We start from the raw sequence: 25,592 nt of genomic DNA, 5'->3' as shown, positions 1-25,592 counted from the left end.
CCGTTCATCCTTCGAGACGCGCTGCGCGCTCCTCAGGATGACGGGGAACAGGCAGGTTCAGCTTCGCTTGCTGCCCCGAGGCGTAACGTGATAGGCCGCCACTCTTGTTGGGTGGCGTTAACACAGGGCAGGTCTATGGCTGATGCAAAATACGACGTTCTTGGGATCGGTAACGCGATCTTCGACGTGCTGGTGCAGACCGACGAGGGGTTCCTTGCCCGTCACGGCATGACCAAGGGCTCGATGCAACTGATCGACGAGGCGCGCGCCACCGCGATCTACGGCGACATGGGCGTGGCGACCGAGATGTCGGGCGGCTCGGCTGCCAACACCATCGTCGGCGTCGGCAGTCTCGGTGCCCGCGCCGCCTATGTCGGCAAGGTCAAGGACGACCAGATCGGCAAGCTTTACGTCCATGATATCCGCGCCGCCGGCGTGGCGTTCGACACCGCGCCGGCCAGGACCGGACCGGCCACCGGCTGCTCCTACATCCTGGTGACGCCGGACGGCGAGCGCACCATGAACACCTATCTCGGGGCCGCGCAGGATCTGACGCCGGACGATATCGATCCGAACCAGATCGCAGCCGCCAGCATCATCTATCTCGAGGGCTATCTCTGGGATCCGAAGAACGCCAAGGACGCGTTCGTGAAGGCGGCTGACATCGCGCATGGCGCGGGCCGCCAGGTCGCGCTGACGCTGTCGGATTCGTTCTGCGTCGATCGCTACCGCGACGAGTTCGTCGATCTGATGCGCAAGGGCGTGGTGGATCTGGTATTCGCCAACGAGTCCGAGCTGCACTCGCTGTACCAGACCTCGGATTTCGACACCGCGCTGAAGCAGTTCGGCAAGGACACCAAGCTCGGCGTCGTCACCCGCAGCGAGAAGGGCTGCGTCGTGATATCAGGCGACAGCGTCGTCGCGGCGCCGGCCTCGCCGATCGACAGGCTGGTCGATACCACCGGCGCCGGCGATCTGTTCGCCGCCGGTTTCCTCGTCGGTCTCGTGCGCAATGTCGGCCATGAGAATGCCGGCAGGCTCGGCGCGCTCGCCGCCGCCGAAGTGATTCAGCACATCGGCGCCCGGCCGCTGGTGTCGCTGCAGGATCTGGCGAAGCAGCAGGGGCTGCTGGTTTAAGGGCGCCGCTCTTTCTCGCCTCGCCCCGCCTGCGGGGAGAGGCCGGATCGCATCGCAAGATGCGATCCGGGTGAGGGGGAATCTCCGCGTACTCATCTTCATCCAGTTTGCGGAGGCGGCCCCTCACCCCGACCCTCTCCCCGCAAGAGCGGGGCGAGGGAGAAGAAAGATCACGCCGTCTTCGCCGCCTTGAGCCCGAGCCGCTGCTCGACCGCGTCGCGCATCACGAACTTCTGGATTTTCCCCGTCACCGTCATCGGGAATTCCTCGACGAACTCGACATAGCGCGGGATCTTGTTGTGGGCGATCTGGCCATGGCAGAAGGCGCGGACCTCGTCGGCGGTGAGCGTTTCACCCTGCCTGATCCTGACCCAGGCGCACAGCTCCTCGCCATAGCGCTCGTCGGCGACGCCGAAGATCTGCACGTCCTGGATCTTCGGATGGCGGTAGAGGAATTCCTCGATCTCCCTCGGATAGAGGTTCTCGCCGCCGCGGATCACCATGTCCTTGATGCGGCCGACGATGTTGCAGTAGCCCTCGTCGTCGATCACGGCGAGATCGCCGGTGTGCATCCAGCCATTGGCGTCGAGCACGTCTGATGTCTTCTCCTTCTCGTCCCAATAGCCGAGCATGATGCTGTAGCCGCGGGTGCAGAGCTCGCCGCGTTCGCCGCGCGGCACCACCTTGCCGTCGAGATCGACGACCTTGACCTCGACATGCGGATGGATGCGACCGACGGTCGAGACGCGGCGCTCCAAGGGATCGTCGGTCGCGCTCTGGAAACTCACCGGGCTGGTTTCGGTCATCCCATAGGCGATCGTCACCTCGCGCATGTTCATCTCGGTGTTGACGCGCTTCATCACCTCGATCGGGCAGGGCGCGCCGGCCATGATGCCGGTGCGCAGCGACGACAAATCGAAGCGCGCGAAGTCGGGATGGTCGAGCTCGGCGATGAACATGGTCGGCACGCCGTACAGCGTCGTGCATCTCTCCTGCGCGACCGTGGTCAGCGTCGCCAGCGGATCAAAACCTTCGCCGGGATAGACCATGGTGGTGCCGAGCGTGACCGAGGCGAGGTTGCCCATCACCATGCCGAAGCAGTGATAGAGCGGCACCGGAATGCAGATGCGGTCCGCTTCGGTCAGCCGCATGGCGAGGCCGGTGAAGTAGCCGTTGTTGAGGATGTTGTGATGGGTCAGCGTCACGCCCTTGGGCGAGCCGGTGGTGCCGCTCGTAAATTGAATATTGACCGGATCGTCGAATTGCAGGCTCTCGCCGAGCGCCGCAAGCTGCTCGCGATGGCGATCGCCGCCCATCTGCGATACCGCATCGAACAGAATGGTGCCCGGCGCCGCCGGTCCGCCGATCTGGATCACGGCGCGCAGTTGCGGCAGCCGCGCCGAGCGCAGATGGCCGGGCTCGGAGCTCGCGAGCTCGGGCAGCAGCGTGTTCAGCATCTCCATATAGGCCGAGGTCTTGAATGCGGTCGCCGTCACGATCGCGGCGCAGCCGACCTTGCCGAGTGCGAATTCCAGCTCGCTGAGGCGATAGGCCGGATTGATGGTGACGAGGATCAGTCCGGCTTTCGCGGCGGCGAATTGCGTTAGCGTCCATTCCGGCCGGTTCAGCGACCAGATCCCGATCCGCTCGCCGCGTTGCAGCCCGAGCGCGATGAAGCCCGCCGCCAAGGCATCGACGCGCTCGGCGAACTCGTTCCAGGTCCAGCGCACATTGTGGCTGGGCGAGACCAGCGCCTCGCGCGTGCCCCAGCGCGCCCGTGCGCGGTCGAGGCTGCGGCCGATGGTTTCACCGAGCAGCGGCGTATCGGAAATGCCGCAGACATAGCTGTCTGCCTTGCTGTCTCCCTTGGGTGTGGGTGCCAAGCTCGTCCTCCTCGTGGTCGTGTTCATGTCGTCACGCTTTTTGCGCGATCTTAGTCGTTTGGCGCCGATGGGACAGGCCCGACCTATGGCGGGTATGGTTTTCGATTGTGGCGGCGACGGGTTCCGCTTCACCTCGCCCCGCGTGCGGGGAGAGGTCGGATCGCATCGAAGATGCGATCCGGGTGAGGGGGAGTCTCTGCGAGTCCAATTGCGACCGTCTGCGCGGAAGCAGCCCCTCACCCCAACCCTCTCCCCGTAAGAACGGGGAGAGGGAGAGGAGTCCCGTCACGGTTGGTACGACTTATCTCATCGAGCCTTACGCCGCCCTTTGCCCGCTGCCGGCGTCGAGCCCGGCATAGATGCCCTTCTCGAAGCCTGCGAAGGCTTCCAGGCTGTGCTTGTCGGCGAACGGCAACAGCTGGGTCAGGATCACGCCGCAGACGTCGCGCGACGGATCGATCCAGTAATAGGTGTTGGCAAGGCCCGCCCAGGCGAGGCTGCCGGCGCTGCGGCCTTCCGGCGTCTTGGCGGTGTTGATGAGGAAGCTCAAGCCCCATTTCTTGACGATGTCGGGATAGAGATCGACATCGTTGGTGTACATCGGCAAGGCCGTCGTCATCTTGCCGACGGTGAGCTCGCCGATGTGATTCTGCCCCATGGTCGCGACCGTCTCGGCCTTCAGCACCTGATTGCCGTTGCCTTTGCCCTTGTTGAGGATCATCTGGCAGAACTTGATGTAGTCGGCCGCGGTCGAATACAGGCCGCCGCCACCCATGTGGAATTCAGGATTCTGCTCGAGCTCGAACGGGATTGCCGCCAGCGTGCCGTCCTCGCCGCGGGCATGCATGCCGACCAGCCGCTTGCGCATGTCGTCGGAGATCTTGAAGGCGGTGTCGCTCATGCCGAGCGGCGCGAACATATTGTCGCGCAGATAGGCATCGAGCTTCTTGCCGGATGCGGCCTCCACTGCCTTGCCGACAAAGTCGATATTGGTGCCGTATTCCCAGCGCGTGCCGGGATCGGTCATAATCGGCGTCTTCAGCGCGGCATTCAGGCAGGTGATGATGCCGGGCGTGCCGGTCTTTTCCAGATATTTGCCGAGGTTGCCGTCCCACATGTCGTAGGCGAAGCCGGCGGTGTGGGTCATGAGCTGGCGCAGCGTGATCGGCTTTTTCGCCGGCCGCAGCTGCGGTTCGCCCTTGGCGTCGAAGCCGTCGAGCACCTGCACCGCGGCGAGATCGGGCAACAGCTTGCCGATCGGCTCATCGAGCGAGAGCTTGCCCTGCTCGACGAGCTGCATCGCGCCCGCCGAAGTCACCGCCTTGGTCATCGAGGCGATCCAGAACACGCTGTCCGCCGTCATGGGATCGCTCTTGGAGAGGTCGCGCTTGCCGAACGCGCCTTCATAAATCACGTCCTTGCCGGTGGCCGCGATGGCGACCACGCCGGGAATTTCCTTTGCCTCGCTTTTCTGGCGCAATACCTGATCGATCTGAGCCTTGCTCTGCATTGGGGGCTTCCTCCGGTGGGGTTTATTGTTTTGAAGTGGGCGGATCATCCTCCCGCTTTTCCGCTCCCGCAAGGCGGGCGCGATGCGACGACGTCGCGATGTCGTGAAGGCCGGCCGCCAGGAACGGCCTTGGTCGGGAGGCGTTCACCACGCGCGCAGATTTTGCAGGGGACTTCGAGCAAGTCCCGGTGACCTTCGCGGGTGGCCACGGTAACGTGATCAAGGAATGATTTTCGTACCTGATTATTTGCATTAACGCATTCAGATCGCTGCACAAACGGTGCGGCGGATTGGACCGGATTTGACGAAAAGATTCGTCATTTCCCGCCTTGCGGGGGCGCAGCAATGATTTCGACATGGAGTGAATGGAAGCGCTATCCGCGGCCGGGCCGCGGCGAGAATATCGAAGCGCCGATCAGCCCAGGTCTCTACGAAGTCCGCTACGCAGGTACCGGCGCACTGCACTCCTTCGAGGCCGTCGAGAATGTCGCGCGGGCGCTGGCGCTGCTGCAGACCGGCGCCAAATCCTGGTTCGGCCGCCGCGATGCGCGGGCGCAGGCCGACCTCGAATACCGGACCTGCGCGACCTCGACCAAGGCGGACGCCAAGGCCGCGGCCGAGCGCATGATCGGCCGTCGGGAAACCTATATGTCTGGCGGCGCAGTCTGATCAGAGCCGTCATTCCGGGGCGATGCGCAGCATCGAACCCTCAGGTGCGCAACTGCGCACCGAGAATCTCGAGATTCCGGGTTCGGCTCTTAGAGCCGCCCCGGAATGGCAACCCTCCAACAATCGCGCCGCGTTTGCGTCCAAGCAGGGTCGCGCCCGGCGCCGGTGCATCGCAGCGGCTTTCCGCTTATATACGGGGCGAACACCCCCAAGAAATTCCAGAAATGACAGGAGTAACGCCATGACCCCGCCCGTCGCCGCACGCGCCACCCAATCCGCAGCATCCTCCCTGCAGAGCCGCCTGAAGGACCCCTCGCTGCTGCGCGACCGCTGCTATATCGATGGCGCCTGGGTCGGCAGCCCCGAATTCGCCGTCAACAATCCGGCGACCGGCGTCGAGCTGATCAAGATCCCGCAGCTGAGCGCCGATGACGCGACCAAGGCCGTCGAGGCCGCCGAGCGCGCGTTTCCGGCCTGGGCCAAGCTGACCGCGAAACAGCGCTCCAACATCCTGCGCAAGTGGTTTGATCTGATCATCGCCAACCGCGAGGACCTTGCGCTGATCCTGACCTCCGAGCAGGGCAAGCCGCTGGCGGAAGCGCTCGGCGAGGTCGATATCGGCGCCGCCTATGTCGAATTCTTCGCGGAAGAGGCGCGTCGCGTCTATGGCGAGACGATCCCGACCCAGCGTCCGGACGCGCGTCTGCTCGCGATCCGGCAGCCGATCGGTGTCTGCGGCGCCATCACCCCATGGAATTTCCCGAACTCGATGATCACCCGCAAAGTTTCGCCGGCGCTGGCGGCCGGTTGCACCGTGGTGCTGAAGCCCGCCAACGAGACGCCGCTGTCCGCGCTCGCGCTCGTTGCGCTGGCCGAGAAGGCCGGCGTGCCGAAGGGCGTGTTCAACATCATCACCGGTGATGCGCCGCCGATCGGCAAGGTGCTGTGCGAGCATCCGGCGGTGCGCTTCGTCGGCTTCACCGGCTCGACCGAGGTCGGCAAGATCCTGTACCGGCAGGCGTCGGTCGGCGTGAAGAAGCTCGGCCTCGAGCTCGGCGGCAACGCGCCGTTCGTGGTGTTCGACGACGCCGATATCGATGCCGCCGTCGAAGGCGCCATCGTCTCGAAGTATCGCAACATGGGCCAGACCTGCGTCTGCGCCAACCGTCTCTATGCCCAGGACAAGATTTACGACGCGTTCGTCGCGAAGCTGTCGAAGAAGGTCGCGGAGATGAAGATCGGCGACGGCACGGAGCAGGGCGTGACGCAGGGGCCGCTGATCAACATGGAAGCGATCGAGAAGGTCGAACGGCACATTGCCGATGCGGTGAAGGGCGGCGCCAAGATCGTCACCGGCGGCAAGCGTTCGTCGCTCGGCCGCAGCTTCTTCGAGCCCACGGTGCTGTCGGATGTGCGGCCGGACGCGCTGGTGTCGCACGAAGAGACCTTCGGCCCGCTCGCGCCGGTGATCCGCTTCAAGGACGAGGCCGACGTGATCGCGATGTGCAATGCCTCACCGTTCGGCCTTGCCTCCTACTTCTATTCGCGCGACATCGGCCGCGTCTGGCGCGTCGCCGAGGCGCTGGAGTCGGGCATGGTCGGCGTCAACTCCGGCCTGATCACGACCGAAGTGGCGCCGTTCGGCGGCGTCAAGGAATCGGGCCTCGGCCGCGAAGGCTCGCGCCACGGCATGGAGGAATATGTCGAGATCAAATACGTGATGATGGCCGGCGTCTGATCGCCGTCATTACCTTTGAGAGTGTAGCGAGATTAGGCCGTATCGTGACGGCAACTGCCGCTGCGCACCCTCTCCCCGTTCTTGCGGGGAGACGGTTGGGGTGGGGGGCATGCCGGGCAGCATCCATTGCCGGCCCGACGGCGGCGATCACGGCGAGTGGATCAAGCTCGGCTGGGCGTTCAACGCGGAACAGATCACCGAGCCGGTTCGCGAGCCGGAACTGAATCCCTATTTCCCCGAAGTCGTGCTGCGCGGCGAGCCGGTTGCGGCCAAAGCTCGCGCACTATCTCGGCGCGCTGCCGCGCGACCGCGTGCATTACGGCGGCTACTATCCGATGACGAGAGAGAATTGGCCACTGATCGGGGCGGCGAAGACGCCAAGCGTGTTCCTCGCCACCGCGCTGTCGGGCTACGGCACGATGGGCGCCCGCGCCACCGGCGACCTCTGCGCCCGCGCTGTGGTCGGCGCGCCCGTGCCAGTCTTCGCCCGCAGCCTTTCGCTCGCGCGCTATGACGACAAGGCGCTGATGGGTCAGCTTGCGGCGAGCGAAAGCCGCGGGTCGCTGTAGTTCTCGCCTTCGTAGCCCGAATGAAGCGAAGCGAAATCCGGAGTCTCTCCGCATTACCTTCCCCTGAAAAGGGGAGGTCGCATTGCTCGTCAGAGCAAGCGGGTGGGATCAGCTCTCTCCGCATACGGCATCGCCTGCGGCTCACCCTATCCCGACCTTCCCCCTTTCAGGAAAAGGAGAAGGCTAGCGAGACGTGATCTAGCCGTGCCCGCCCTCACTGCCGAAGGCGCCGTGACGGCCGACGCCGGAGGCAAAGCGCGCCGCGCCCGACAGCGTTTCGCCTGACGCTATCACGTCGAGCCCGCCGCGCATCTCGTTTCTGATCGCCTCTTCCTCGTCGAGGTCCCACTGCCGCAGCGCCGACAGCCGGTCGGCGCGCAGGCAGTTCTGCGGGAATCTCGCGATGTCCTTGGCGAGCGAGATGGCGTACGCGCGCGTCTCGCCCTTCGGCACCAGCCGGTTCGCGAGCCCCATGCGATGCGCCTCGGGCCCGGCAACCGGGCGTCCGGTGAGGATCAGGTCGATCGCCTGCGAATGGCCGATCAGTCGCGGCAGGCGGATGGTGCCGAGATCGATCAGCGGCACGCCGAAGCGGCGGCAGAACACGCCGAAGGTTGCGTCCTCGGCCACGACGCGCATGTCGGCCCACAGCGCGAGCTCCATGCCGCCGGCGACCGCAAAGCCTTCGATCGCGGCGACCACCGGCTTCGAAAGCCGCAGCCGGCTCGGTCCCATCGGCGCGATCGTGTTGTGGCCGCCGACCTCGCGCTTCTTCTCGGGATCGCCCGCCGCCACCGCCTTCAGATCGGCGCCGGCGCAGAAATAGCCGCCGGTGCCGGTGAACACGGCGACGGATGCGCTCGCATCCGCATCGAAGGCGAGAAACGCGTCATACAGCTTGCGCGCGGTGGCGCCATCGACGGCGTTGCGGTTGTGCGGACGGTTGATCGAGATGATGGTGACAGGACCGTCGCGCTCGACGAGCACGGTATCGGCATCGGACATGGGGCGCTCCCTGGGCTGTTCTTGTTGTGCCCGGAGAGTGGCATCAGAGGTGAGTTCGTTGCAATCCCACGACAGACAGCGCAATTCCGCAGGGTGGGCAAAGCGAAGCGTGCACCGCTCATTCCCCGTCATCCCGAGGTGCGAGCGGAGCCAGCCTCAAAGGATGAATCGGCCACCAGCCGGGCCGTCGACCCTTCGAGACGGCCGCGTTGCGGCCTCCTCAAGGTGACGGTGAAAGAGCGAACGCGCCGACGGTGCAGCTAAACCTTCAGCTCGCTTCCCGTCACGCGGCGATACGCTTCCAGATACCGCTTGCTCGTCGCATCCACCACGCTCGCTGGCAGCGGCGGAGCGGGCGCATCGCCGTTCCAGCGGCCGGCGCGGCGCTCGACGTCAAGATAGTCGCGCAGTGGCTGCTTGTCGAAGCTCGGCTGCGGCTGGCCGGGCTTGTAGGCATCGACCGCCCAGAAGCGCGACGAATCCGGCGTCATCACCTCGTCGATCAGGATGATGCGGCGGTCCTTGTCGCGGCCGAACTCGAACTTGGTGTCGGCGATGATGATGCCGCGGGCGCGGCTGGTCTGCTCGCCGTAGCCATAGACGTCGCGCGCCATCTTCTCCAGCGTCGCGGCGACGTCGGCACCGACGATCTCGCGCACCCGCTTAACCGTGATGTTCTCGTCATGGCCGGCCTCGGCCTTGGTCGCCGGGCTGAAGATCGCGGGTTCGAGCTTCTGGCTCTCGACCAGGCCGGCCGACAGCTTCTCGCCGGCAAGCGTGCCCTCGGCCGCGTATTCCTTCCAGGCCGAGCCGGAGATGTAGCCGCGGATCACGCATTCGATCGGAAACACCGTGGTGCGCTTGCACAGCATCGCGCGGCCGAGGATGTCGGCGCGATGGTCCTTCAGTTCAGGCACCGCGCGGATGATCTCGTCGGCATCGGCGCTGATCATGTGATGCGGCACGGAGCCCTCGAGCTGCCGGAACCACCAGGCGCTGATCTGGGTCAGCACCGCGCCCTTCATCGGTATGGTTTCCGCCATCACCACGTCGAATGCCGAGATGCGATCGGTGGTCAGCAGCAGCACACGATCGTCGCCGACGGCGTAGATATCGCGCACCTTGCCGCGGCCGATCCGGGACAGGGGCAAATCGCTGGATAGCATCGCGGTCATGGCGTGATCTTTCTAGGTGGCTTTTCAAAATAGGTGGCTTGCAAAGACGAGCGCCCGCACGCGGCCGTGCGGGCGTTCGAGATTATCACAGGAATTAGCTCACTCCGGCAGCGGAATGAACTCGTGTTCGTGCGGAACCTGCGCGAAACGGCCGGTTTTCCAGTCCTGTTTGGCCTGCTCGATCCGCTCCTTGGATGACGAGACGAAATTCCACCAGATATGGCGCGGCCCCTCCAGGGCGTCGCCGCCGAGGAACATCATTCGGGTCGGCCGCAGCGTCTTGACGGTGATGCGGTCGCCGGGCCGGAAGATCAGGAGCCGCGGCCCCTCGTGGCGGTCGCCCGCGATCTCGACCTCGCCGTCGACGAGATAGATCGCGCGCTCCTCATGGTCGGGGTCGAGCGGCACCGAGGTGCCGGCCTTCGCGGTCACCTCGGTGTAGAACCAGGGCGAGACCATGCTGACCGGCGAGGTGATGCCGAATGCCGAGCCCGCGATGATGCGCGCGGTGAAGTCGCGCTCGGAGATCATCGGCAGGTCGCCGGCGCCATAATGCTGGAACGACGGCGCGATCTCCTCCTTGCCCGCCGGCAGCGCGATCCAGCTTTGCAGGCCCAACATCTTCTGGCCGTCGCGGCGCTGCACGTCGGGGGTGCGCTCGGAATGCGCGATGCCGCGGCCCGCGGTCATCAGGTTCATCGCGCCGGGCTGGATCTCCTGGATGTTGCCCTCGCTGTCGCGGTGCATGATGCTGCCGTCGAACAGATAGGTGACGGTGGCGAGCCCGATGTGCGGATGCGGCCGCACGTCCATGCCCTTGCCGGCGAGATACTGCACCGGCCCGAAATGGTCGAAGAAGATGAAGGGTCCGACCATCTGCCGCTTGCCATGCGGCAGCGCGCGGCGCACGGCAAAGCCGTCGCCGAGATCGCGGGTGCGCGGCACGATGATCAGATCCAGCGCGTCGCAGGTCTTGGGATCGCCGAGTTCGGGATCGGTCGAGGGCTGCCAGCTCATGTCGGACTCCTTACAGTAGTGTAGCGATGATACTCTTTTGCCGTGATCATACTCTCTATCCGTCGTCCCGGCCAAGCCAACGGGTTGGCGCGAAGCGCCGCCCGATGACAGGCTCCGCGCGAGCCGGGGCCTATAACCACCGATGCTAGTCTTGCGAAGGCTGGGGCCCCAGCTTTCGCTAGCAACACACATCGGTGGTTATGGGTCCTGCTTTCGCAGGGACGACGAATTACTTGTGGCTTGCACCTGCTCTCGATGGCAGCAAGTTCAAACTTGGAAACCGGAGGCAGTCATGGTTTCTCTGATCAAGCCAGGCGCAAGTCTGCTGCAGGTCGACGGTCCCGTGATCGAGACCGCGCGGCTCATCCTGCGGCCGTGGCGCGCATCGGATATTACTGCGAACACGCGGATGCTGTCCGATCCCGAGACGGCGCGCTTCATCACGCCGGATCACCAGCCGGTCACGTCTGAGCTGAAGGGCTGGCGCAATGCCGCCGTCATCTCGGGCCACTGGGCGCTGCACGGCTTCGGCATGTTCGCGGTGGAGGAGAAATCTTCCAGCCGCTACATCGGCCGCGTCGGCCCGTATTATCCGCCGGAATGGCCCGGCTTCGAGGTCGGCTGGGGCATCGCCAAAGAGCATCGCGGCAAGGGCTATGCGGTGGAAGCGGCGCGTGCCGCGATCGACTTTGTGTTCGCGAACTTCACGGTCGACCGCATCATCCATTGCATCGATCCGGCCAACGTCGCCTCGCAGGCGGTGGCGCGGCGACTCGGTGCCGTGAACGAGGGAGCTCGAGGGTGATGTCGTCGATATCTGGGTGACGTCGCGTCAACGCTGGCAGCGCCGGCCATCTTGAAAAACCACGTCCGACCGACGATTGTCCGGCGATGACATCGGCTGCTTCAAATTGGCCTGCACTTGAACTCTGCCTGCGCAGCGCCAGCGTGGCGCTGCTGCTGGTGCTTGCCGCCTTGCTGCTCACTGATTTTCGCAAGGCGCTTGCCGGGCGCCTTGCGGCCGCCTTCGCGCTCGGTTCGGCCGCGCATGCGGTGACCGCGTCGATCGGTGCCGGGCCGCCGGTCTCGGACTGGCATGCGCCACTGATCGCGCTCTCGACCGGCGATATCGTGGTGTTCTGGCTGTTCACGCGCGCGCTGTTCGATGACGCGTTTCAGCTGCGCTGGTGGCACGGCCTGATCTGGGCCGCGGTCGTGGCCTACAGCTTCGTCAGTTGCATGTGGATTGCACCCGCCGGTCACGCGCAGATCGCGATCATCATGGTCAATTCGCTCACGCTCGCCTTCGTTGCGCTCGCGGTGTCGCAAACCATCGGATCGTGGTCGGCGGATCTGGTCGAGCGTCGCCGACGTGTCCGCGTCTTCATCGTCGCCGCCTCTGCGCTGTACGGCGGAATGAACGCGCTGCTGCAGATTGCCTATGCCGGCAGCCGCGTGACCGTGGAATGGGCCAACCTGGTGAACGCGGCCGTGCTCACCGCCATCGTGGCCGCAATCACCTGGGCGATGATGCGCGTCGACGGCGCCGACCTGTTCACGGTGCCGGCGGAGGCCGTCGTGCCGACGAAGCCGGCCGCGGCCGAGGAGGCGGCCGACCGCAAGCTGGTCGATGCCCTGATGCGGCTGATGGCGGACGAGCGGATCTACCGCCATGACAACGTCACCATCGGCGCGCTGGCGACCCGGTTGAAAATCCCTGAATATCGTCTCCGACGGCTGATCAACCAGCGGCTCGGCTACCGCAACTTCAATGTCTTCTTGAACAACCACCGGATCGAGGAGGCCAAGGCGGCGCTCGCCGATCCTTCCCAGGCCGAAGTCCCGGTCATCACCATCGCCATGGACGCCGGCTTCCAGTCGCTCGGCCCCTTCAACCGCGCCTTCAAGGCGACCACTGGCGTGACGCCGACGGAGTACCGGAAGCTGAAGGCAAGCGCGGTGTAGATGTCCTGCTTGCGGCGGATACCGCTGCACCCTCTCCCCTTGTGGGAGAAGGTGGATTCGATGCGGTAGCATCGAAGCCGGCTGAGGGGTTTGTCTCCTCGGATAGAGAGAGACCCCTCATCCGTCGCGGACTTCGTCCGCGCCACCTTCTCCCACAAGGGGAGGAGGTAAGAGGCGTCGCGATTACAGGCCCTTGTAATCGCTGTAGAATTCCAGAATCGACCAGTCGCCTCCAATCCTCGACCAGCCCGATTTCCAAATCCGGCGAGCGCTCTCCCGTCCCCGGCGGCCCGATCCGGCCACGCGCCCGTTGCGCCATGCCGGAGGATCCCGTGACCCGTCGAAAGCTCTTTCTCATTCTCGCCGCCACCACCGCCTTCGGTGCGTTGGCGCTGTCCGCCGCCCGCGCCCGCGATGTGCCTGAGGTCGCGACCGGCTTTGTCGCCAACGTGATCTGCTCGGAGACCTTCGTCAGCGGGCTCGACCCCAGGCGAAACCTGACCGAGACCACTGACGCGATGCCGGGGGCCGGCCTGATCACTTGGGCGATGGACACCGAGGTCGATCTCGATCGCAAGGACGTCACCGTGACGCTGTTCGGGCTTGGCCGCAGCCATGCGGTCTATCGCGAGAGCATGGACTGCACGCTCGAACATGACGAGACGCTGGGCGAGACTGCGTTGCCGCCTTTGAGGCCGCAGGCCGCGCTGCTGCCCGAGATCGCGGGTCCGGAGCTCGTCCCGCCGCAAACCCCGCAGCTTGCGGCTGCGCTCGACCGCGCCTTTGCCGAGCCGGCCGAGCCGCCGTTCCGCCGCACCCGCGCTGTCGTCGTGATGAAGGACGGCCGCATCGTCGCCGAGCGCTACGCCGCCGGCGTTGGCACCGACACGCCGCTGCTCGGTTTCTCCGCGACCAAATCGGTGATCTCGGCGCTGATCGGAATCCTCGTGCGCGAGGGCAGGCTGACGCGCGACCAGCCGGTCCCAATCGCGGCCTGGCGGAATCCTGACGATCCGCGCCACGCGATCACGGTCGACGAGCTGTTGCGCCACACCGCGGGCCTCGCACTCGGCAGTTCGCTGCAGGCGTCGCTGGCATCCGTGCTCGAGCCGGTCAACCGCATGAAGTTCATGGAATCGGATATGGCCGCCTTCGCCGAGAGCGCTCCGCTGGAGAGCGCGCCCGGCCGGGTCTGGAACTATCACGACGGCAACTACCTGATCCTCTCGCACCTGATCCGCAACGCCGCCGGCGGGCATGCGGCTGATGTGATGCGCTTCGCGCGTGAGGAGCTGTTCGGACCGCTCGGCATGCGCAATGTCGTGATGCAATTCGATGCTGCGGGCACGCCGGAAGGATCGGGCGCGATAATGGCGAGCGCGCGCGACTGGGCGCGCTTGGGTCAGCTCTATCTCAATGACGGCGTGGCCGGCGGCAAGCGTATCCTGCCCGAGGGCTGGGTGAAATACTCGGCATCGCCGACGCCGAATGCCTGGGTCGGCTATGGCGCGGGCTTCTGGACCAATCTCGGCGACAGCTTTGGCGCTCGCTTCCGTGTCGAGCACGGCTGGCCGCGCGATGCCTTCTTCGCCAAGGGCACGATCGGGCAATATGTGATCATCGTGCCGTCGCAGCGGCTCGTCATCGTCCGCCTCGGCCGCTCGCCGAACATGCCGCCCGAGGCGGACGGTGTGTTCGATCTGGTCCGTGACATCGTCACAGCGACGTCTGCAAGCCCGCGGCTCGCGGGCGGCAATTGACCGCCACGTCACATAACACCCGCGCGATCGTGAATTGAATCTCGGCCTCCGGAATTTTCTGATGCGGTGGCGCATCTCGATGAGGAGGTGCGCCACAGTTTCTTGAAGCACGCGTCAGCCGGAGACCATCATGCCGAAAGCCTATTGGATCGTGCACGTCACGGTTCACGACGAAGCCCGCTATCCCGAATATCTCGCCGCCGCGATGCCGGTATTCGTCAGATACGGCGCCAATTTCATCGTGCGCAATGGCCCCTATGAGGTGATGGAAGGCGCAACGCGCCAGCGCAACTTCGTCATCGAATTCAGGGACCGCGCCACCGCGATGGAATGCTACACCTGCCCGGAATATCAGGCCGCGAAGGTGATCCGGCAGAAATATTCAGAGGGGGATTTTGTGATTATCGATGGAGCGGAGTAGGACGCACCGTCATTCCAGGGCATGCGAAGCATGAGCCCGGAATCCATTTCGCCACGCGGGCGATGACACCGCGCTGTTTGACTTCTTGAATTACGACGCATCCCCGCCGTCGTCGTCCCGGCGAAGGCCGGGACCCATTACCCCAAATGAGACTTGTTGTGCGACGCTGGGGCCACGATCCCCTTCATGATCAAATGCGGTGGTTATCGGTCCTGGCTTTCGCCAGGACGACAGCTGTGGGCGTGGCGTGCAGCCTGCGCCTCGACGGCCTGCTTACTGCCTTCCCAGCTGCGTCGCCTTCTCCACGCGATCGAAGCGCTCCAGCGTCAGGATGGCGTCGGCGAGCTGGTCGGCGCGCTTGTCGAGCACCGGGCGAGCCAGCGTCAGGAATTTCTGCTGCATCGCCTTTGCGTCGGGGAACGAGGTCGGCTCGCCGGAGGGATCGGCGTAGAGGCGCTCATGGGTGCCGTCATCTGTCGTGATCGAGACGCGGGCGCCGAACGGATGGGTGCGGCCGACCTCGAGCCGGTCGTCCTGCACCACGTCGAACTTGTCGGCGAGCGCGTCGATGGCCTTGTCGCCCAGCCGGTCGTAATCGTCCCAGCCGAAATGGCCCTGGTCGAGCGCGATCGCGCCGGTGAAGAACATCGAGAACTGGCCGCCGACCACCGAGGTCGGGTGGCGCTTGGTGGCGGCGTCGCCGGTCAGCGTGATGCCGTTGCGGTGCAGACCGATCTCGACCTTCCTGATCTGGTCCGGCGTCAGATTGTGCTCGCGCCGCATCGCGATCAGCGCGTCGATCGCGGCGTGGGTGTAGCGGCAGCTCGGATACGGCTTCACGCCGATCTTCAGCGTCTCATAGGTGTGGCCCAAGTCCGCCACCGCCTTGTCCGGATGAGCGTCATCGGTATAGCCGACCAGAAGGCCGTGCTTGCCTTCGACCGACTCGCTCGAGCCGATGAAGTCGTTGCGCGCCAGGGTCGCGGCGATCACGCCGTTCATCGCGGCGGCGCCGACCTGGTAGCGCTTGTTCCAGGCGCCGTTGACCAAAAATTGCAGCGAGCCCGCGGCCTGGCTGCCGGAGACGCCGAACGCGGAAACGATCTGCTCCTTCGACAGGCCGAACAGCTTGGCCGCCGCCGCGGCAGCGCCATAGGTGCCGGCGGTCGCGGTCGGATGGAAGCCGCGGGCGTAATGCGAGGTCGGGTCGAGCGCGTTGCCGAGCCGGCAGCACACTTCATAGCCGGCGACGATCGCGGTCAGCACGTCGCGGCCGGAGGCGCCGACCATCTCGCCGACCGCAAACGCGGCGGGCACCACCGGTGCGCTCGGATGCAGCGAGGAATCGGCATGGGTGTCGTCGAAGTCGAGCGAATGGCCGAGCGCGCCGTTGAGCAGCGCCGCGACCGCCGGGGTCCAGGTCTTGGTGTCGCCGAATACGGTGGCCTCGCCCTTGCCGTCGAGCGCCAGCGCCTCCAGCATCTTCATCAGCGACGGCGTCGATTCCGCATCGCGCCGGGCGCGGATGGTGCTGCCGAGGAAATCCAGCGTCAAAACCTTGGCGCGCTCCAGCACCTCCGGCGGAATGTCGGAATATTTCAGGTCGGCGACGTAGGCGGCGAGCGTTGCGGTTTCGTGGGCCATCGTGTTTCCTCAATTTTGCGGCGCAGGGTAGGCGGGCAGGTCAGGCCTTTCAAGCCACCTTGCCGCCGCGGGCAGCTGCCATGCTCCAAATCGGTTAGCTTCAGGTCGGTTAGCTTCAAGTCATGTAACACGGGCCTTTCCTTTGATTGCGGATCACGGTGCATGAGGACCTTCGCAAAACGCATGTTCGACCAGCTCTGGGCTCGCAAGACGCAGCTGGCGCTGGCGGTCCGGATCGCGTCCGCCGGCGTGGCGGCCTATACCATCGCGCTGGCGCTCAACCTGATGCTGCCGCTCTGGGCGGTGCTGACCTCGCTGATCGTGACCCAGATGAGCGTCGGCCGCTCGCTGAAGGCCAGCCGCGACTACATGCTCGGCACTATCGGCGGCGCCGTCTATGGCGGCGCGATCGCGGTGTTGATCCCGCATTCCGGCGAGGGCAGCCTGCTGGCGCTGCTGGTGCTGGCGATCGTGCCGCTGGCCTTCATCGCCGCGCTCAATCCGAGCCTGAACTCGGCGACGGTGACGGCGGTGATCGTGTTGCTGCTGCCGACGATGCATCACTCCAACCCGCTGGACTCCGCGATCGACCGCGTCCTCGAGGTGACGGTCGGCGCGCTCACCGGGCTTCTGATCTCGTTCCTGGTGCTGCCGTCGCGCGCGATCAGCCAGATCAGGGTCAACGGATCGAAGCTGCTGGAACTGCTGTCGGCGGCGTTCGCCGAATTGCTCGCCGGCCTGACCCGCGGCCTCGACAACGACGCGCTGCACCGGATCCAGGACGGCATCGGCACCGCGGTGACCAATCTGCACGCGACCGGCCTCGAGGCCGAGCGCGAGCGCTCCATGCATCTGTCGTCGGGACCGGACACCGGCCCGTTGCTGCGGACAATCCAGCGGCTGCGGCACGACGTCGTGATGATCGGGCGGGCCTGCGTGGTGCCGCTGCCGGCCGATATCCAGGCGAGGCTGGCGCGCCCATTGGCAGACGTCAGCAAGGCGATCGTGACTTACATGGTGGCGGTCGCGACCGCTCTGCGCGCCGGCAGCGGCCCGGCCGACATGGCGCCGGTCGATGCGGCGCTGCACGCCTATAGCGAGGAGGTCGCCGCGGTGCGCAGGGATGGCCTGATCCGCGGCCTGCCGGTCGATGCCGCCGAGCGCTTCTACGCGCTCGGCTTCTCGCTCGACCAGATGCGGCAGAATCTCAACGACCTCAAGCGCTGCCACGGCAATTGGTGCACCAACGCCGACGCCTCCGAGAAGATCGTCGCCGACACGCCGGAGAAGAGCGCGGCTTGAGATCGAGTACTACTTCAGCGTCCGGCCTTGCGCAGCATCGCGGGCACGATCAGGCGATGGAACGGCAGGATCACCGCGAGATAGGCGCGCCCGAACCAGTTGTGGGTGAGCACCAGCGTGGTCGCGGTAATGCTGCGCACAGCTCCCGCGGAGGCGACGTCGACGACGAGCCGGAAGTCGAGATGCTTGTCGTTGAATCCCGCGACCAGCCGCTCCGGCGTCTCGCTGACCACCGGAAAGATGCCGATCATATCGCGTGTCGCGCCGTCGGCTGCGCCCGAGGTTTTCAGGCCAAGCGGCGCGACGATGAAATTACGCAGGGCAAGCAGCCATTCGATCCAGCGCGGCTGCCGCGCCACCATCGCCTCGGCGGCGTGCCGCGCATCGAGGTCGGGGCGCGCGGTCGCGATGCGGAACGCGTCGACGAACTGCGCGCCGGCGAGCAGCGCGGCGGAATCCACGTTCGGCGTGACCTCGTCGACCCTCATTTGCCCAGTCTGCGTGCCAGCAGGCGGAAACGCAAGACAAGGAGGGTCGCATAGACCGCCGTCCCGAGCGACAGCCCGATCCAGACACCGGCGGCGTCGAGCTTGACCCAGAAGGCGAGCGCGGAGGCCGACGCGAAGCCGATCAGCCAATAGCTGATGACGGCAAACAGCAGCGGCACCTGGGTGTCGTTCATGCCGCGCAGCGCGCCCGCGGTGGTGGTCTGGATGCCGTCGGCGATGAAGAAGGTCGCGCCAATCAACAGCAGCGCCGCGGTGAGCTGCGCGGTGGTATCGGAGGCCTCGCCGAGGAACAGCGCCGCGATCTCGAAGCGGGCCAGGATCACCGCGAACGTCATGATGCTCATGAAGATGCCGCTGAGCGCGATCGCGACAAAGCCGGCGCGCTGCACCGCGTCGGTATCGCGGCGGCCGACGGCCTGGCCGACCCGCACGGTAGCGGCCATGCTGACGCCGAACGGCACCATGAACAGGATCGCCGCGATCTGCAGCGCGATCTGGTGCGCGGCTAGCGCCGTGGTGCTGATCAGCCCCATCAGCAGGCCGGCCGCGCCGAACAGGCCGTACTCCAGCAGGAAAGCGATCGAGATCGGCGCGCCGACGGCGACCAGCTTGCCCATCAGCGGCCAGTCGATGCGCCAGACGCGGCTGAATACGTGGTACTTGCGGAACGGGCGGCGGCGCGCCGCGAACCACACGCCGGCAAGGAAGGTGCCGAGATTGACGATCGTGGTCGCAAGCCCGGCGCCGAACATGCCGAGTTCGGGCATGCCCCATTTGCCGTAGAGCAACAGGTAGACCATCAGCGCATTGGCCGGGATCGCCGCGAGCGTGATCCATAGCACCGGCTCCGGCCGGTTCACCGCGCTCATGAAGCCGCGGAGCGCGATGAACCACAGCGCCGGCAGGATGCCCCAGGCGAGACCGAACAGATATTGCTGCGCCAGATGCGCGGTGGCCTGGGTCTGGCCGAGCATAAGCAGGATGCGCTCGCCCTGGAACGGCAGCGCCATCAGCGGCAGCACCATGAAGAAGCCGGCCCATAGGCCGACGCGGAGCGCGCGCCGCATCACGCGCGGGTTGCGCGCGCCGAACGCCTGCGCGGCCAGGGGCGAGACCGCCGACATCATGCCCATGCCGATGGTGAAGCTGACGAAATACACGGTGTGCGCCAGCGCAGCGGCGGCGACGTTTTCGCTGCCGAGCCGGCCGATGAAGGCGAGATCGGTCGTCATCATCGCGATCTGCCCGAGCTGCGTCAGCGCGAGCGGCACCGCGAGCTTCAGCGTTTCCGCGAGCTCGGCCGTGAGCAGGTTGCGAGGGACGACAACGGCCGCGTTCGGCGCGGCCGGGTCGATCTTGTCGATGCAGGTCATGACGGCACGCTTAGCACGGCAAACCGGCCGGAAGGATGGCCAAGCTGCCGCAGGGAATCACGATCGCGCGGGTATCCGCCTGATCTTGGCGCCGAGGGCGTTGAGCCGCTCATCGATCCGCTCATAGCCGCGCTCGATCTGGTCGGCGTTGTTGATGGTGGAGGTGCCCTCGGCACACACGGCGGCCAGCAGCATCGCCATACCGGCCCGAATGTCGGGCGAGTTCATCGGCGCGCCGCGCAGCCGGCTGGGGCCCGCGACGATCGCGCGGTGCGGGTCGCACAGCACGATGCGGCCACCCATCGCGATCAGGTTGTCGACGAAGAACATCCGGGATTCGAACATCTTCTCGTGCATCAGGATGACGCCGTCGCACTGCGTCGCGGTGACGATCGCGATCGACATCAGGTCGGCCGGGAAGGCCGGCCAGGGCTGGTCCTCGAGCTTCGGCACATGGCCGCCGAAATCGTCCTGGATTTTCATGGTCTGGCCGGACGGGACGACGAGGTCGTCGCCCTCGACGCCGCAGACGATGCCGAGCCGCTCAAAACCCATCCGGATCGAGCGCAGATGCTCGACGCCGGCGCGCGCGATGCGCAGCGGCGAGCGGGTCACCGCGGCGAGCCCGATCAGCGATCCGACCTCGATATGGTCGGGCTGGATCGCGAAAGTCGTGCTGCCGAGCGTTGCCGGCCCGTGCACGACGATGGTGTTGGTGCCGACGCCTTCGATCCTGGCGCCGAGCGCGATCAGGAAATTGGCGAGGTCCTGCACATGCGGCTCGGAGGCCGCGTTGCGCAGATAGGTGGTGCCGCGGGCGGCGACCGCGGCGACCAGCGCGTTCTCCGTCGCGGTGACGCTGGGCTCGTCGAGGAACACGTCGGCGCCTTTCAGCCGCGCGGCGCGGAATTCCAGCCGGTGCGTCGCGGTGACAGTGGCCCCGAGCTGCTCGAAGGCCAGGAAGTGCGTGTCGAGCCGCCGGCGGCCGATCACGTCGCCGCCGGGCGGCGGCAGCGCGACCTCGCCGCAGCGGGCGAGCAGCGGGCCTGCGAGCAGGATCGAGGCGCGGATGCGCGCGCATAGCGCCGGATCGAGATCGGCGGCGCGGATCTCCCTGGCATGAATCTGCAGCGTGTTGCGCTCGGTCCATTCGGCGGTGGCGCCGACCGAGCGGCACAATTCGACCAGCGTTTCGGTGTCGCGGATGCGCGGCACGTTGGTCAGCGTGACCGGGTGCTCGGTGAGCAGTGCCGCGGCGATGATCGGCAGCGCGGAGTTCTTGTTGCCCGACGGCTCGATGGTGCCCGAAAGGCGGCGGCCGCCTTCGACGATGTATTGGATCGGCGGCACGCGGAATGTCCCCTAACGCATCATTTAGACTGGCCATTGGAAATTCCACAACGGAATCAACGGCCGTCCGGCACCGTAACACAACTGGCGGCGCTGCTTCCACACGAAAGGTAGCGCCGCGACGGCGCCGAAAAGCGCACACCCGCTTGGCCGTGCGCGGAACCTAGATGTCGATGGTTGCGCTGAGCGAATTGTCCTGGATGAACTCACGGCGCGGCTCGACCACGTCGCCCATCAGCTTGGTGAAGATATCGTCGGCCTCGTCGACCTCCTTGATCTTCACCTGCAGCAGCGAGCGCGCCTCGGTGTCCAGCGTGGTCTCCCAGAGCTGCTCCGGGTTCATCTCGCCGAGACCTTTGTAGCGCTGCAGCGAGATGCCCTTGCGGGCGGCGTCGGTCACGGCCTCGAACAGGTCGATCGGGCCGTGGATGATCTGCTCGGCATCCTTGCGCCGCAGCTTGCCCGCGCGCACGTAGATCTCTTGCAGTTCGGTCGCGTATTCATCGAGCTTGCGGGCGTCGGCCGAGCCGAGAAACGCGTCGTCGATCACGGCGAATTCCCTGACCCCGCGCACGGTGCGCTCGAACTGGAACCCCTGGCCTTCCGTGAAGGTGCCGATCCAGCCGCGCTCGACCTCTTCGGCCACGGCGTCCAGCCGCTTGGCGATGTATTCGGCCGCCGAATTGGCGGTGGCGATATCGCTCGTGATCCTGGGATTGAGCACGCCCGCGATCGCGGCCTGCTCGATGACGGCGCGATTATAGCGGCTATGCAGGTTGCGCAGCACCGAGCGGATCACCCGGGCGTCTTCGACCAGCGACAGCAGATCACGGCCCGAGCGGTCGTCGCCGGAGGCCGGCTTGAAGACGCATTCGTCGAGCCCGGTCGAGATCAGGTAGTCCTCGAGGGCGCGCTCGTCCTTCAGGTATTGCTCGGACTTGCCGCGCGAGACCTTATAGAGCGGCGGCTGTGCGATATAGAGATAACCGCCATCGATGATCGAGCGCATCTGACGATAGAAGAAGGTCAGCAGCAGCGTGCGGATATGGGCGCCGTCGACGTCGGCGTCGGTCATCACGATGATCTTGTGATAGCGCAGCTTGTCGACCGAGAAATCGTCGCTGATGCCGGTGCCGAGCGCGGTGATCAGCGTGCCGATCTGCTCGGACGACAGCATCTTGTCGGGACGGACGCGCTCGACATTGAGGATCTTGCCGCGCAGCGGCAGCACCGCCTGGAATTCGCGGTTACGGCCCTGCTTGGCGCTGCCGCCTGCCGAGTCGCCCTCGACGATGAACAGTTCGGATTTGGCCGGGTCCTTCTCCTGGCAGTCGGCGAGCTTGCCGGGCAGCGAGGAGACGCTGAGCGGATTCTTGCGGGTCAGCTCGCGGGCCTTGCGCGCAGCCTCGCGGGCCGCGGCGGCCTGGATCACCTTGCCGACGATCTCCTTGGCTTCCTTCGGATTCTCCTCGAACCAGGCGGCCAGCGCCTCGTTCAGGACGTTCTCGACCACCGGTCGAACCTCCGAGGATACCAGCTTGTCCTTGGTCTGCGACGAGAATTTCGGATCGGGCACCTTCACCGACAGCACCGCGGTGAGGCCTTCGCGGCAATCGTCGCCGGTCAGCGCGATCTTTTCCTTCTTCGCGTTGGCCTCGGCATAGCCGTTGACCTGGCGCGTCAGCGCGCCGCGGAAGCCGGCCAGATGGGTGCCGCCGTCGCGCTGCGGGATGTTGTTGGTGAAGCACAGCACGTTCTCGTGGTAGCTGTCGTTCCACCACAGCGCCGCCTCGACGCCGATGCCGTTGGCTTCCGAACGCACCATGATCGGTGCCGGCACGATCGCCTTCTTGTTGCGGTCGAGATATTTGACGAATTCCTCGACGCCGCCGGAATAGTGCATCTCCTCGCGCTTCTCGACCGCGTGACGCATGTCGGAGAGCACGATGTTGACGCCGGAATTGAGGAAGGCGAGCTCGCGCAGCCGGTGCTCGAGCGTCGCGAAATCATACTCGATGTTCTTGAAGGTCTCGACCGAGGCGAGGAAGGTGACCTCGGTGCCGCGCTTGCCTGGGGCATCGCCGACCACTTTGAGCGGCGCCACGGCATCGCCGTGCGCGAATTCGATGTAGTGCTCCTTGTCGTCGCGCCAGATCCGCAGCGCGAGCTTGCTGGAGAGCGCGTTGACGACGGAGACGCCGACGCCGTGCAGGCCGCCGGAAACCTTGTAGGAGTTCTGGTCGAATTTTCCGCCGGCGTGCAGTTGGGTCATGATGACCTCGGCTGCCGAGACGCCCTCTTCCTTGTGGATGCCGACCGGTATGCCGCGTCCGTCGTCGTACACGGTGACGGAATTGTCGGCGTTGAGGGTGACCAGGACGCGGCTGGCGTGGCCCGCCAGCGCCTCGTCGATCGCATTGTCGACGACCTCGTAGACCATGTGGTGCAGGCCGGAACCGTCGTCGGTGTCGCCGATATACATGCCGGGGCGCTTGCGGACGGCGTCGAGGCCCTTCAGCACCCGGATCGATTCCGCGCCATATTCGGCCGGAACGGGATGCTCAGATTCGGCAGGGGTCTGCCGGGCAGGTTCAGTCATGTGAGGCCTTCGAGGATATCCGAATCAGCCGCGCAATATGAGGCGCTGATTCCGCTATTTGTGCCATGAAAGAGGGGTTGCGCCTAGCGCAAAGTCTCCATCTACAAACTATTGAATAAATAGGATTTTTTAGGCCTGTTTCAAGGCTTTCAAAGGCGGATTCCGAGGGCTTTGAAAAGCCCGATTCGGTGGCGGATTCGGAGCCCCTATCGAGGCCGATTCTGCGCCGCCAGAAACATGATGAGACCAAGCTGAATTGGAGCGACTTCGGAGGTTCGCTTCTCCCCGCTGGGCAGGGCGAACCGGGGCGAGGGATGCTCGCGTAATTTCGGAATATTAGAATATTGTTCCTGAGTTGCCCGACGTGTCAAGCTGCTTGGTCGAACGCCTGCCGCCGCTGGCCACTTTGCATGGGGTTGTTTTCGATATTTTGGCAATGCGCTCTGCGACGGCGCCATCGCTTCAGATTGCCCTAGACTAGCCAATCAGCCGCGCCGCGTGGCGCGGCCGGATTCGACGTCGAAAATCTCTCCTCGCGGGCCGATATCGACGAACGCCGCGGGATCGGCGCCGGTCATCCAGACCTGCGCGCCGAGCTTGGCGAGCTCGTCGAACAGCGCCTTGCGGCGGTTCGGATCGAGATGGGCGACGACCTCGTCGAGCAGCAGCAGCGGCACGATGCCGGTCATCTCCGCGACCATCGTGGCGTGCGCCAGCACCAGCCCGATCAAGAGCGCCTTCTGCTCGCCGGTCGAGGCGTCACGCGCCGGCATGTTCTTCGGCGCGTAGACCACCTGCAGATCGGTCAGATGCGGGCCGTCGAGCGTGCGCCCGGCGGCGGCATCGCGCGGCCGGCTGGCGCGCAGGATCTCGCGGTAGCGGTCCTCCACCGCCGTTGCAGGCTCCTGCAGCAGCGCATTCTCCATCCAGCCGTCGAGCATGATCTCGGCGGAGGGGAAGGCCGAGGCCGCGCCGCGCTCGCGCAGCATCACGGCGAGCTTGGCGGCGGTCTGGCCGCGTGATGCGGCGACCGCGACCGCAAGCTCGGCGGTCTCGCGCTCGATCGCATCACACCAATGGTCGTCATAGTTGCGCACCTCGAGCAGCCGGTTGCGCGAGCGCAGCGATCGCTCCAGCGCGGAGACGCGGCTGGAATGCTCGGAATCGATCGCCAGCACCAGGCGGTCGAAGAAGCGCCGCCGTTCCGAGGCGGCGCCCATGAACAGGCCGTCCATCGCCGGCGTCAGCCACACGATGCGCAGATGATCGCCGAACGCGGTTGCGGACCCCACCGGTTCGCGGTCGATGCGGCAGCGCCTCGCGCTGCCGGCGTCACCGGTCGGCGGATCGATACCGGTGCCGAGCGTCGCAAGGCCGAGCGCGCCCTCGACTTCGGCCGAGACCGCCCAGGAGCCGTCGCCCTGGTTGTCGGCGATGTCCTCCAGCGTCGCGCGGCGCAGGCCGCGGCCCGGCGACAGAAACGAGACCGCTTCCATACAATTGGTCTTGCCGGCGCCGTTCGGCCCGACCAGCACCACCATGTCGCCGGCGACCTGCAGCGTCGCCGTCCGGTAATTGCGGAAATGCGTCAGCGACAGGCGGTGAATGCGGGACGGGGTCATGGTTCCTTGTCATTGCCGGGCTTGACCCGGCAATCCATCGTCCGCGTCAGCGGACAATTTCATCATATAGATCGCGCCACTCGGGATTGCCTGCGACGATCAGGTCGATTTTCCACTCGCGTGACCAATGCTTGATATTCTTCTCGCGCTGCAGGGCGGCAGCGATCGTCTCGTGGGGCTCGAAATAGACCAATGTCTTCACGCCATAACGCTTGCTGAAGCTCTCTGCCAGCCCCTCACGATGCTCGTAGATTCGGCGAACGAGATCGTTGGTAACGCCGATATACAGCGTTCCACCGGGCTTGCTCGCGAGGATGTACACCCAATAGGTCATTTCTTGTTTG

Annotated in this window: 21 protein-coding genes; 9 read left to right on the top strand and 12 right to left on the bottom strand. The window is 65.6% G+C overall.

The annotated features are described in order from the left end of the window. Positions 1–135 precede the first annotated feature (135 nt). On the top strand, positions 136–1,137 hold the full coding sequence (locus J2R76_RS26920) for an adenosine kinase (protein ID WP_168856634.1): 1,002 nt from the start codon (positions 136–138) through the stop codon (positions 1,135–1,137). Between the two features lie 170 nt (positions 1,138–1,307). Here the strand turns inward: J2R76_RS26920 and J2R76_RS26915 are convergent, their stop codons facing one another. Both J2R76_RS26915 and J2R76_RS26910 read right to left on the bottom strand, forming a co-directional pair. Then, the gene (locus J2R76_RS26915; RefSeq protein ID WP_076824517.1) at positions 1,308–3,047 is read right to left on the bottom strand and encodes an AMP-binding protein; all 1,740 of its coding nucleotides are present in this window, start codon (positions 3,045–3,047) and stop codon (positions 1,308–1,310) included. A 289-nt stretch (positions 3,048–3,336) separates the two neighbouring features. Beyond that, a complete protein-coding gene (locus tag J2R76_RS26910) occupies positions 3,337–4,530 on the bottom strand; it encodes a serine hydrolase (RefSeq protein ID WP_038382584.1) in 1,194 nt (397 codons plus the stop codon). Between the two features lie 345 nt (positions 4,531–4,875). On the opposite strand from J2R76_RS26910, the gene J2R76_RS26905 reads away from it, so the two are divergent. The 3 genes from J2R76_RS26905 to J2R76_RS26895 all read left to right on the top strand — a co-directional run bounded on the left by J2R76_RS26905 (position 4,876) and on the right by J2R76_RS26895 (position 7,506). After that, positions 4,876–5,199: a hypothetical protein gene (locus J2R76_RS26905; protein WP_092080983.1), complete on the top strand. Its 324-nt coding sequence runs from the start codon at positions 4,876–4,878 to the stop codon at positions 5,197–5,199. Positions 5,200–5,440: 241 nt separating this feature from the next. Further along, on the top strand, positions 5,441–6,937 hold the full coding sequence (locus J2R76_RS26900; protein WP_057015317.1) for an NAD-dependent succinate-semialdehyde dehydrogenase: 1,497 nt from the start codon (positions 5,441–5,443) through the stop codon (positions 6,935–6,937). Positions 6,938–7,200: 263 nt separating this feature from the next. Then, complete coding sequence (locus J2R76_RS26895) at positions 7,201–7,506, top strand: FAD-dependent oxidoreductase (protein WP_253625196.1); 306 nt, start codon at positions 7,201–7,203, stop codon at positions 7,504–7,506. Between the two features lie 198 nt (positions 7,507–7,704). On the opposite strand, the gene J2R76_RS26890 is transcribed toward J2R76_RS26895, so the two are convergent. The 3 genes from J2R76_RS26890 to J2R76_RS26880 form a co-directional block, all read right to left on the bottom strand. Next, positions 7,705–8,511: a crotonase/enoyl-CoA hydratase family protein gene (locus tag J2R76_RS26890; RefSeq protein ID WP_253625195.1), complete on the bottom strand. Its 807-nt coding sequence runs from the start codon at positions 8,509–8,511 to the stop codon at positions 7,705–7,707. Between the two features lie 260 nt (positions 8,512–8,771). After that, on the bottom strand, positions 8,772–9,686 hold the full coding sequence (locus J2R76_RS26885; protein ID WP_253625194.1) for a phosphoribosylaminoimidazolesuccinocarboxamide synthase: 915 nt from the start codon (positions 9,684–9,686) through the stop codon (positions 8,772–8,774). Between the two features lie 99 nt (positions 9,687–9,785). Beyond that, on the bottom strand, positions 9,786–10,703 hold the full coding sequence (locus tag J2R76_RS26880) for a pirin family protein (RefSeq protein WP_028335539.1): 918 nt from the start codon (positions 10,701–10,703) through the stop codon (positions 9,786–9,788). Positions 10,704–10,995: 292 nt separating this feature from the next. Here J2R76_RS26880 and J2R76_RS26875 point away from each other — a divergent pair, with 292 nt between their 5' ends. The 4 genes from J2R76_RS26875 to J2R76_RS26860 all read left to right on the top strand — a co-directional run bounded on the left by J2R76_RS26875 (position 10,996) and on the right by J2R76_RS26860 (position 14,849). Continuing rightward, positions 10,996–11,508 (top strand): GNAT family N-acetyltransferase, encoded by a 513-nt coding sequence (locus J2R76_RS26875; protein ID WP_253625193.1) that lies wholly within the window; start codon positions 10,996–10,998, stop codon positions 11,506–11,508. An 86-nt stretch (positions 11,509–11,594) separates the two neighbouring features. Beyond that, on the top strand, positions 11,595–12,668 hold the full coding sequence (locus J2R76_RS26870; RefSeq protein ID WP_253625192.1) for a helix-turn-helix domain-containing protein: 1,074 nt from the start codon (positions 11,595–11,597) through the stop codon (positions 12,666–12,668). A 332-nt stretch (positions 12,669–13,000) separates the two neighbouring features. Then, positions 13,001–14,428, top strand: a complete 1,428-nt coding sequence (locus J2R76_RS26865) for a serine hydrolase (RefSeq protein WP_253625191.1) — start codon at positions 13,001–13,003, stop codon at positions 14,426–14,428. A gap of 130 nt (positions 14,429–14,558) precedes the next feature. Further along, positions 14,559–14,849, top strand: coding sequence for a DUF1330 domain-containing protein (locus tag J2R76_RS26860; RefSeq protein ID WP_076824530.1), 291 nt, complete (start codon positions 14,559–14,561; stop codon positions 14,847–14,849). 273 nt (positions 14,850–15,122) lie between these two features. On the opposite strand, the gene J2R76_RS26855 is transcribed toward J2R76_RS26860, so the two are convergent. Further along, positions 15,123–16,493, bottom strand: coding sequence for an MmgE/PrpD family protein (locus J2R76_RS26855; protein WP_253588327.1), 1,371 nt, complete (start codon positions 16,491–16,493; stop codon positions 15,123–15,125). Between the two features lie 162 nt (positions 16,494–16,655). Between J2R76_RS26855 and J2R76_RS26850 the strand changes: the two genes are divergently transcribed. Beyond that, entirely contained in the window at positions 16,656–17,795 is a 1,140-nt protein-coding gene (locus tag J2R76_RS26850) for an aromatic acid exporter family protein (RefSeq protein WP_076824532.1), read from the top strand. Positions 17,796–17,809: 14 nt separating this feature from the next. Here the strand turns inward: J2R76_RS26850 and J2R76_RS26845 are convergent, their stop codons facing one another. The 6 genes from J2R76_RS26845 to J2R76_RS26820 form a co-directional block, all read right to left on the bottom strand. Next, positions 17,810–18,283, bottom strand: coding sequence for a DUF2867 domain-containing protein (locus J2R76_RS26845; protein ID WP_076824534.1), 474 nt, complete (start codon positions 18,281–18,283; stop codon positions 17,810–17,812). Continuing rightward, the gene (locus J2R76_RS26840) at positions 18,280–19,677 is read right to left on the bottom strand and encodes an MATE family efflux transporter (protein WP_168856624.1); all 1,398 of its coding nucleotides are present in this window, start codon (positions 19,675–19,677) and stop codon (positions 18,280–18,282) included. Before J2R76_RS26840 ends, J2R76_RS26845 begins: the two co-directional genes overlap by 4 nt. A 57-nt stretch (positions 19,678–19,734) precedes the next feature. Continuing rightward, positions 19,735–21,027 carry a UDP-N-acetylglucosamine 1-carboxyvinyltransferase gene (gene murA, locus J2R76_RS26835; RefSeq protein ID WP_253625190.1) on the bottom strand — a complete coding sequence of 431 codons (1,293 nt, stop codon included), beginning with the start codon at positions 21,025–21,027 and terminating at the stop codon, positions 19,735–19,737. A gap of 163 nt (positions 21,028–21,190) precedes the next feature. After that, a complete protein-coding gene (gyrB, locus tag J2R76_RS26830) occupies positions 21,191–23,626 on the bottom strand; it encodes a DNA topoisomerase (ATP-hydrolyzing) subunit B (RefSeq protein WP_057015330.1) in 2,436 nt (811 codons plus the stop codon). A gap of 485 nt (positions 23,627–24,111) precedes the next feature. Continuing rightward, a complete protein-coding gene (gene recF / locus J2R76_RS26825) occupies positions 24,112–25,248 on the bottom strand; it encodes a DNA replication/repair protein RecF (RefSeq protein ID WP_057015331.1) in 1,137 nt (378 codons plus the stop codon). A gap of 46 nt (positions 25,249–25,294) precedes the next feature. Further along, positions 25,295–25,582 (bottom strand): GIY-YIG nuclease family protein, encoded by a 288-nt coding sequence (locus J2R76_RS26820; RefSeq protein WP_168856622.1) that lies wholly within the window; start codon positions 25,580–25,582, stop codon positions 25,295–25,297. Positions 25,583–25,592: the final 10 nt, after the last annotated feature.

This window comes from Bradyrhizobium sp. USDA 4532, assembly GCF_024171315.1.
Taxonomy (GTDB): domain Bacteria; phylum Pseudomonadota; class Alphaproteobacteria; order Rhizobiales; family Xanthobacteraceae; genus Bradyrhizobium; species Bradyrhizobium australafricanum.
Note: the sequence above shows the minus strand (reverse complement) of the source record. Positions and strands in the feature narration are given on the sequence as shown.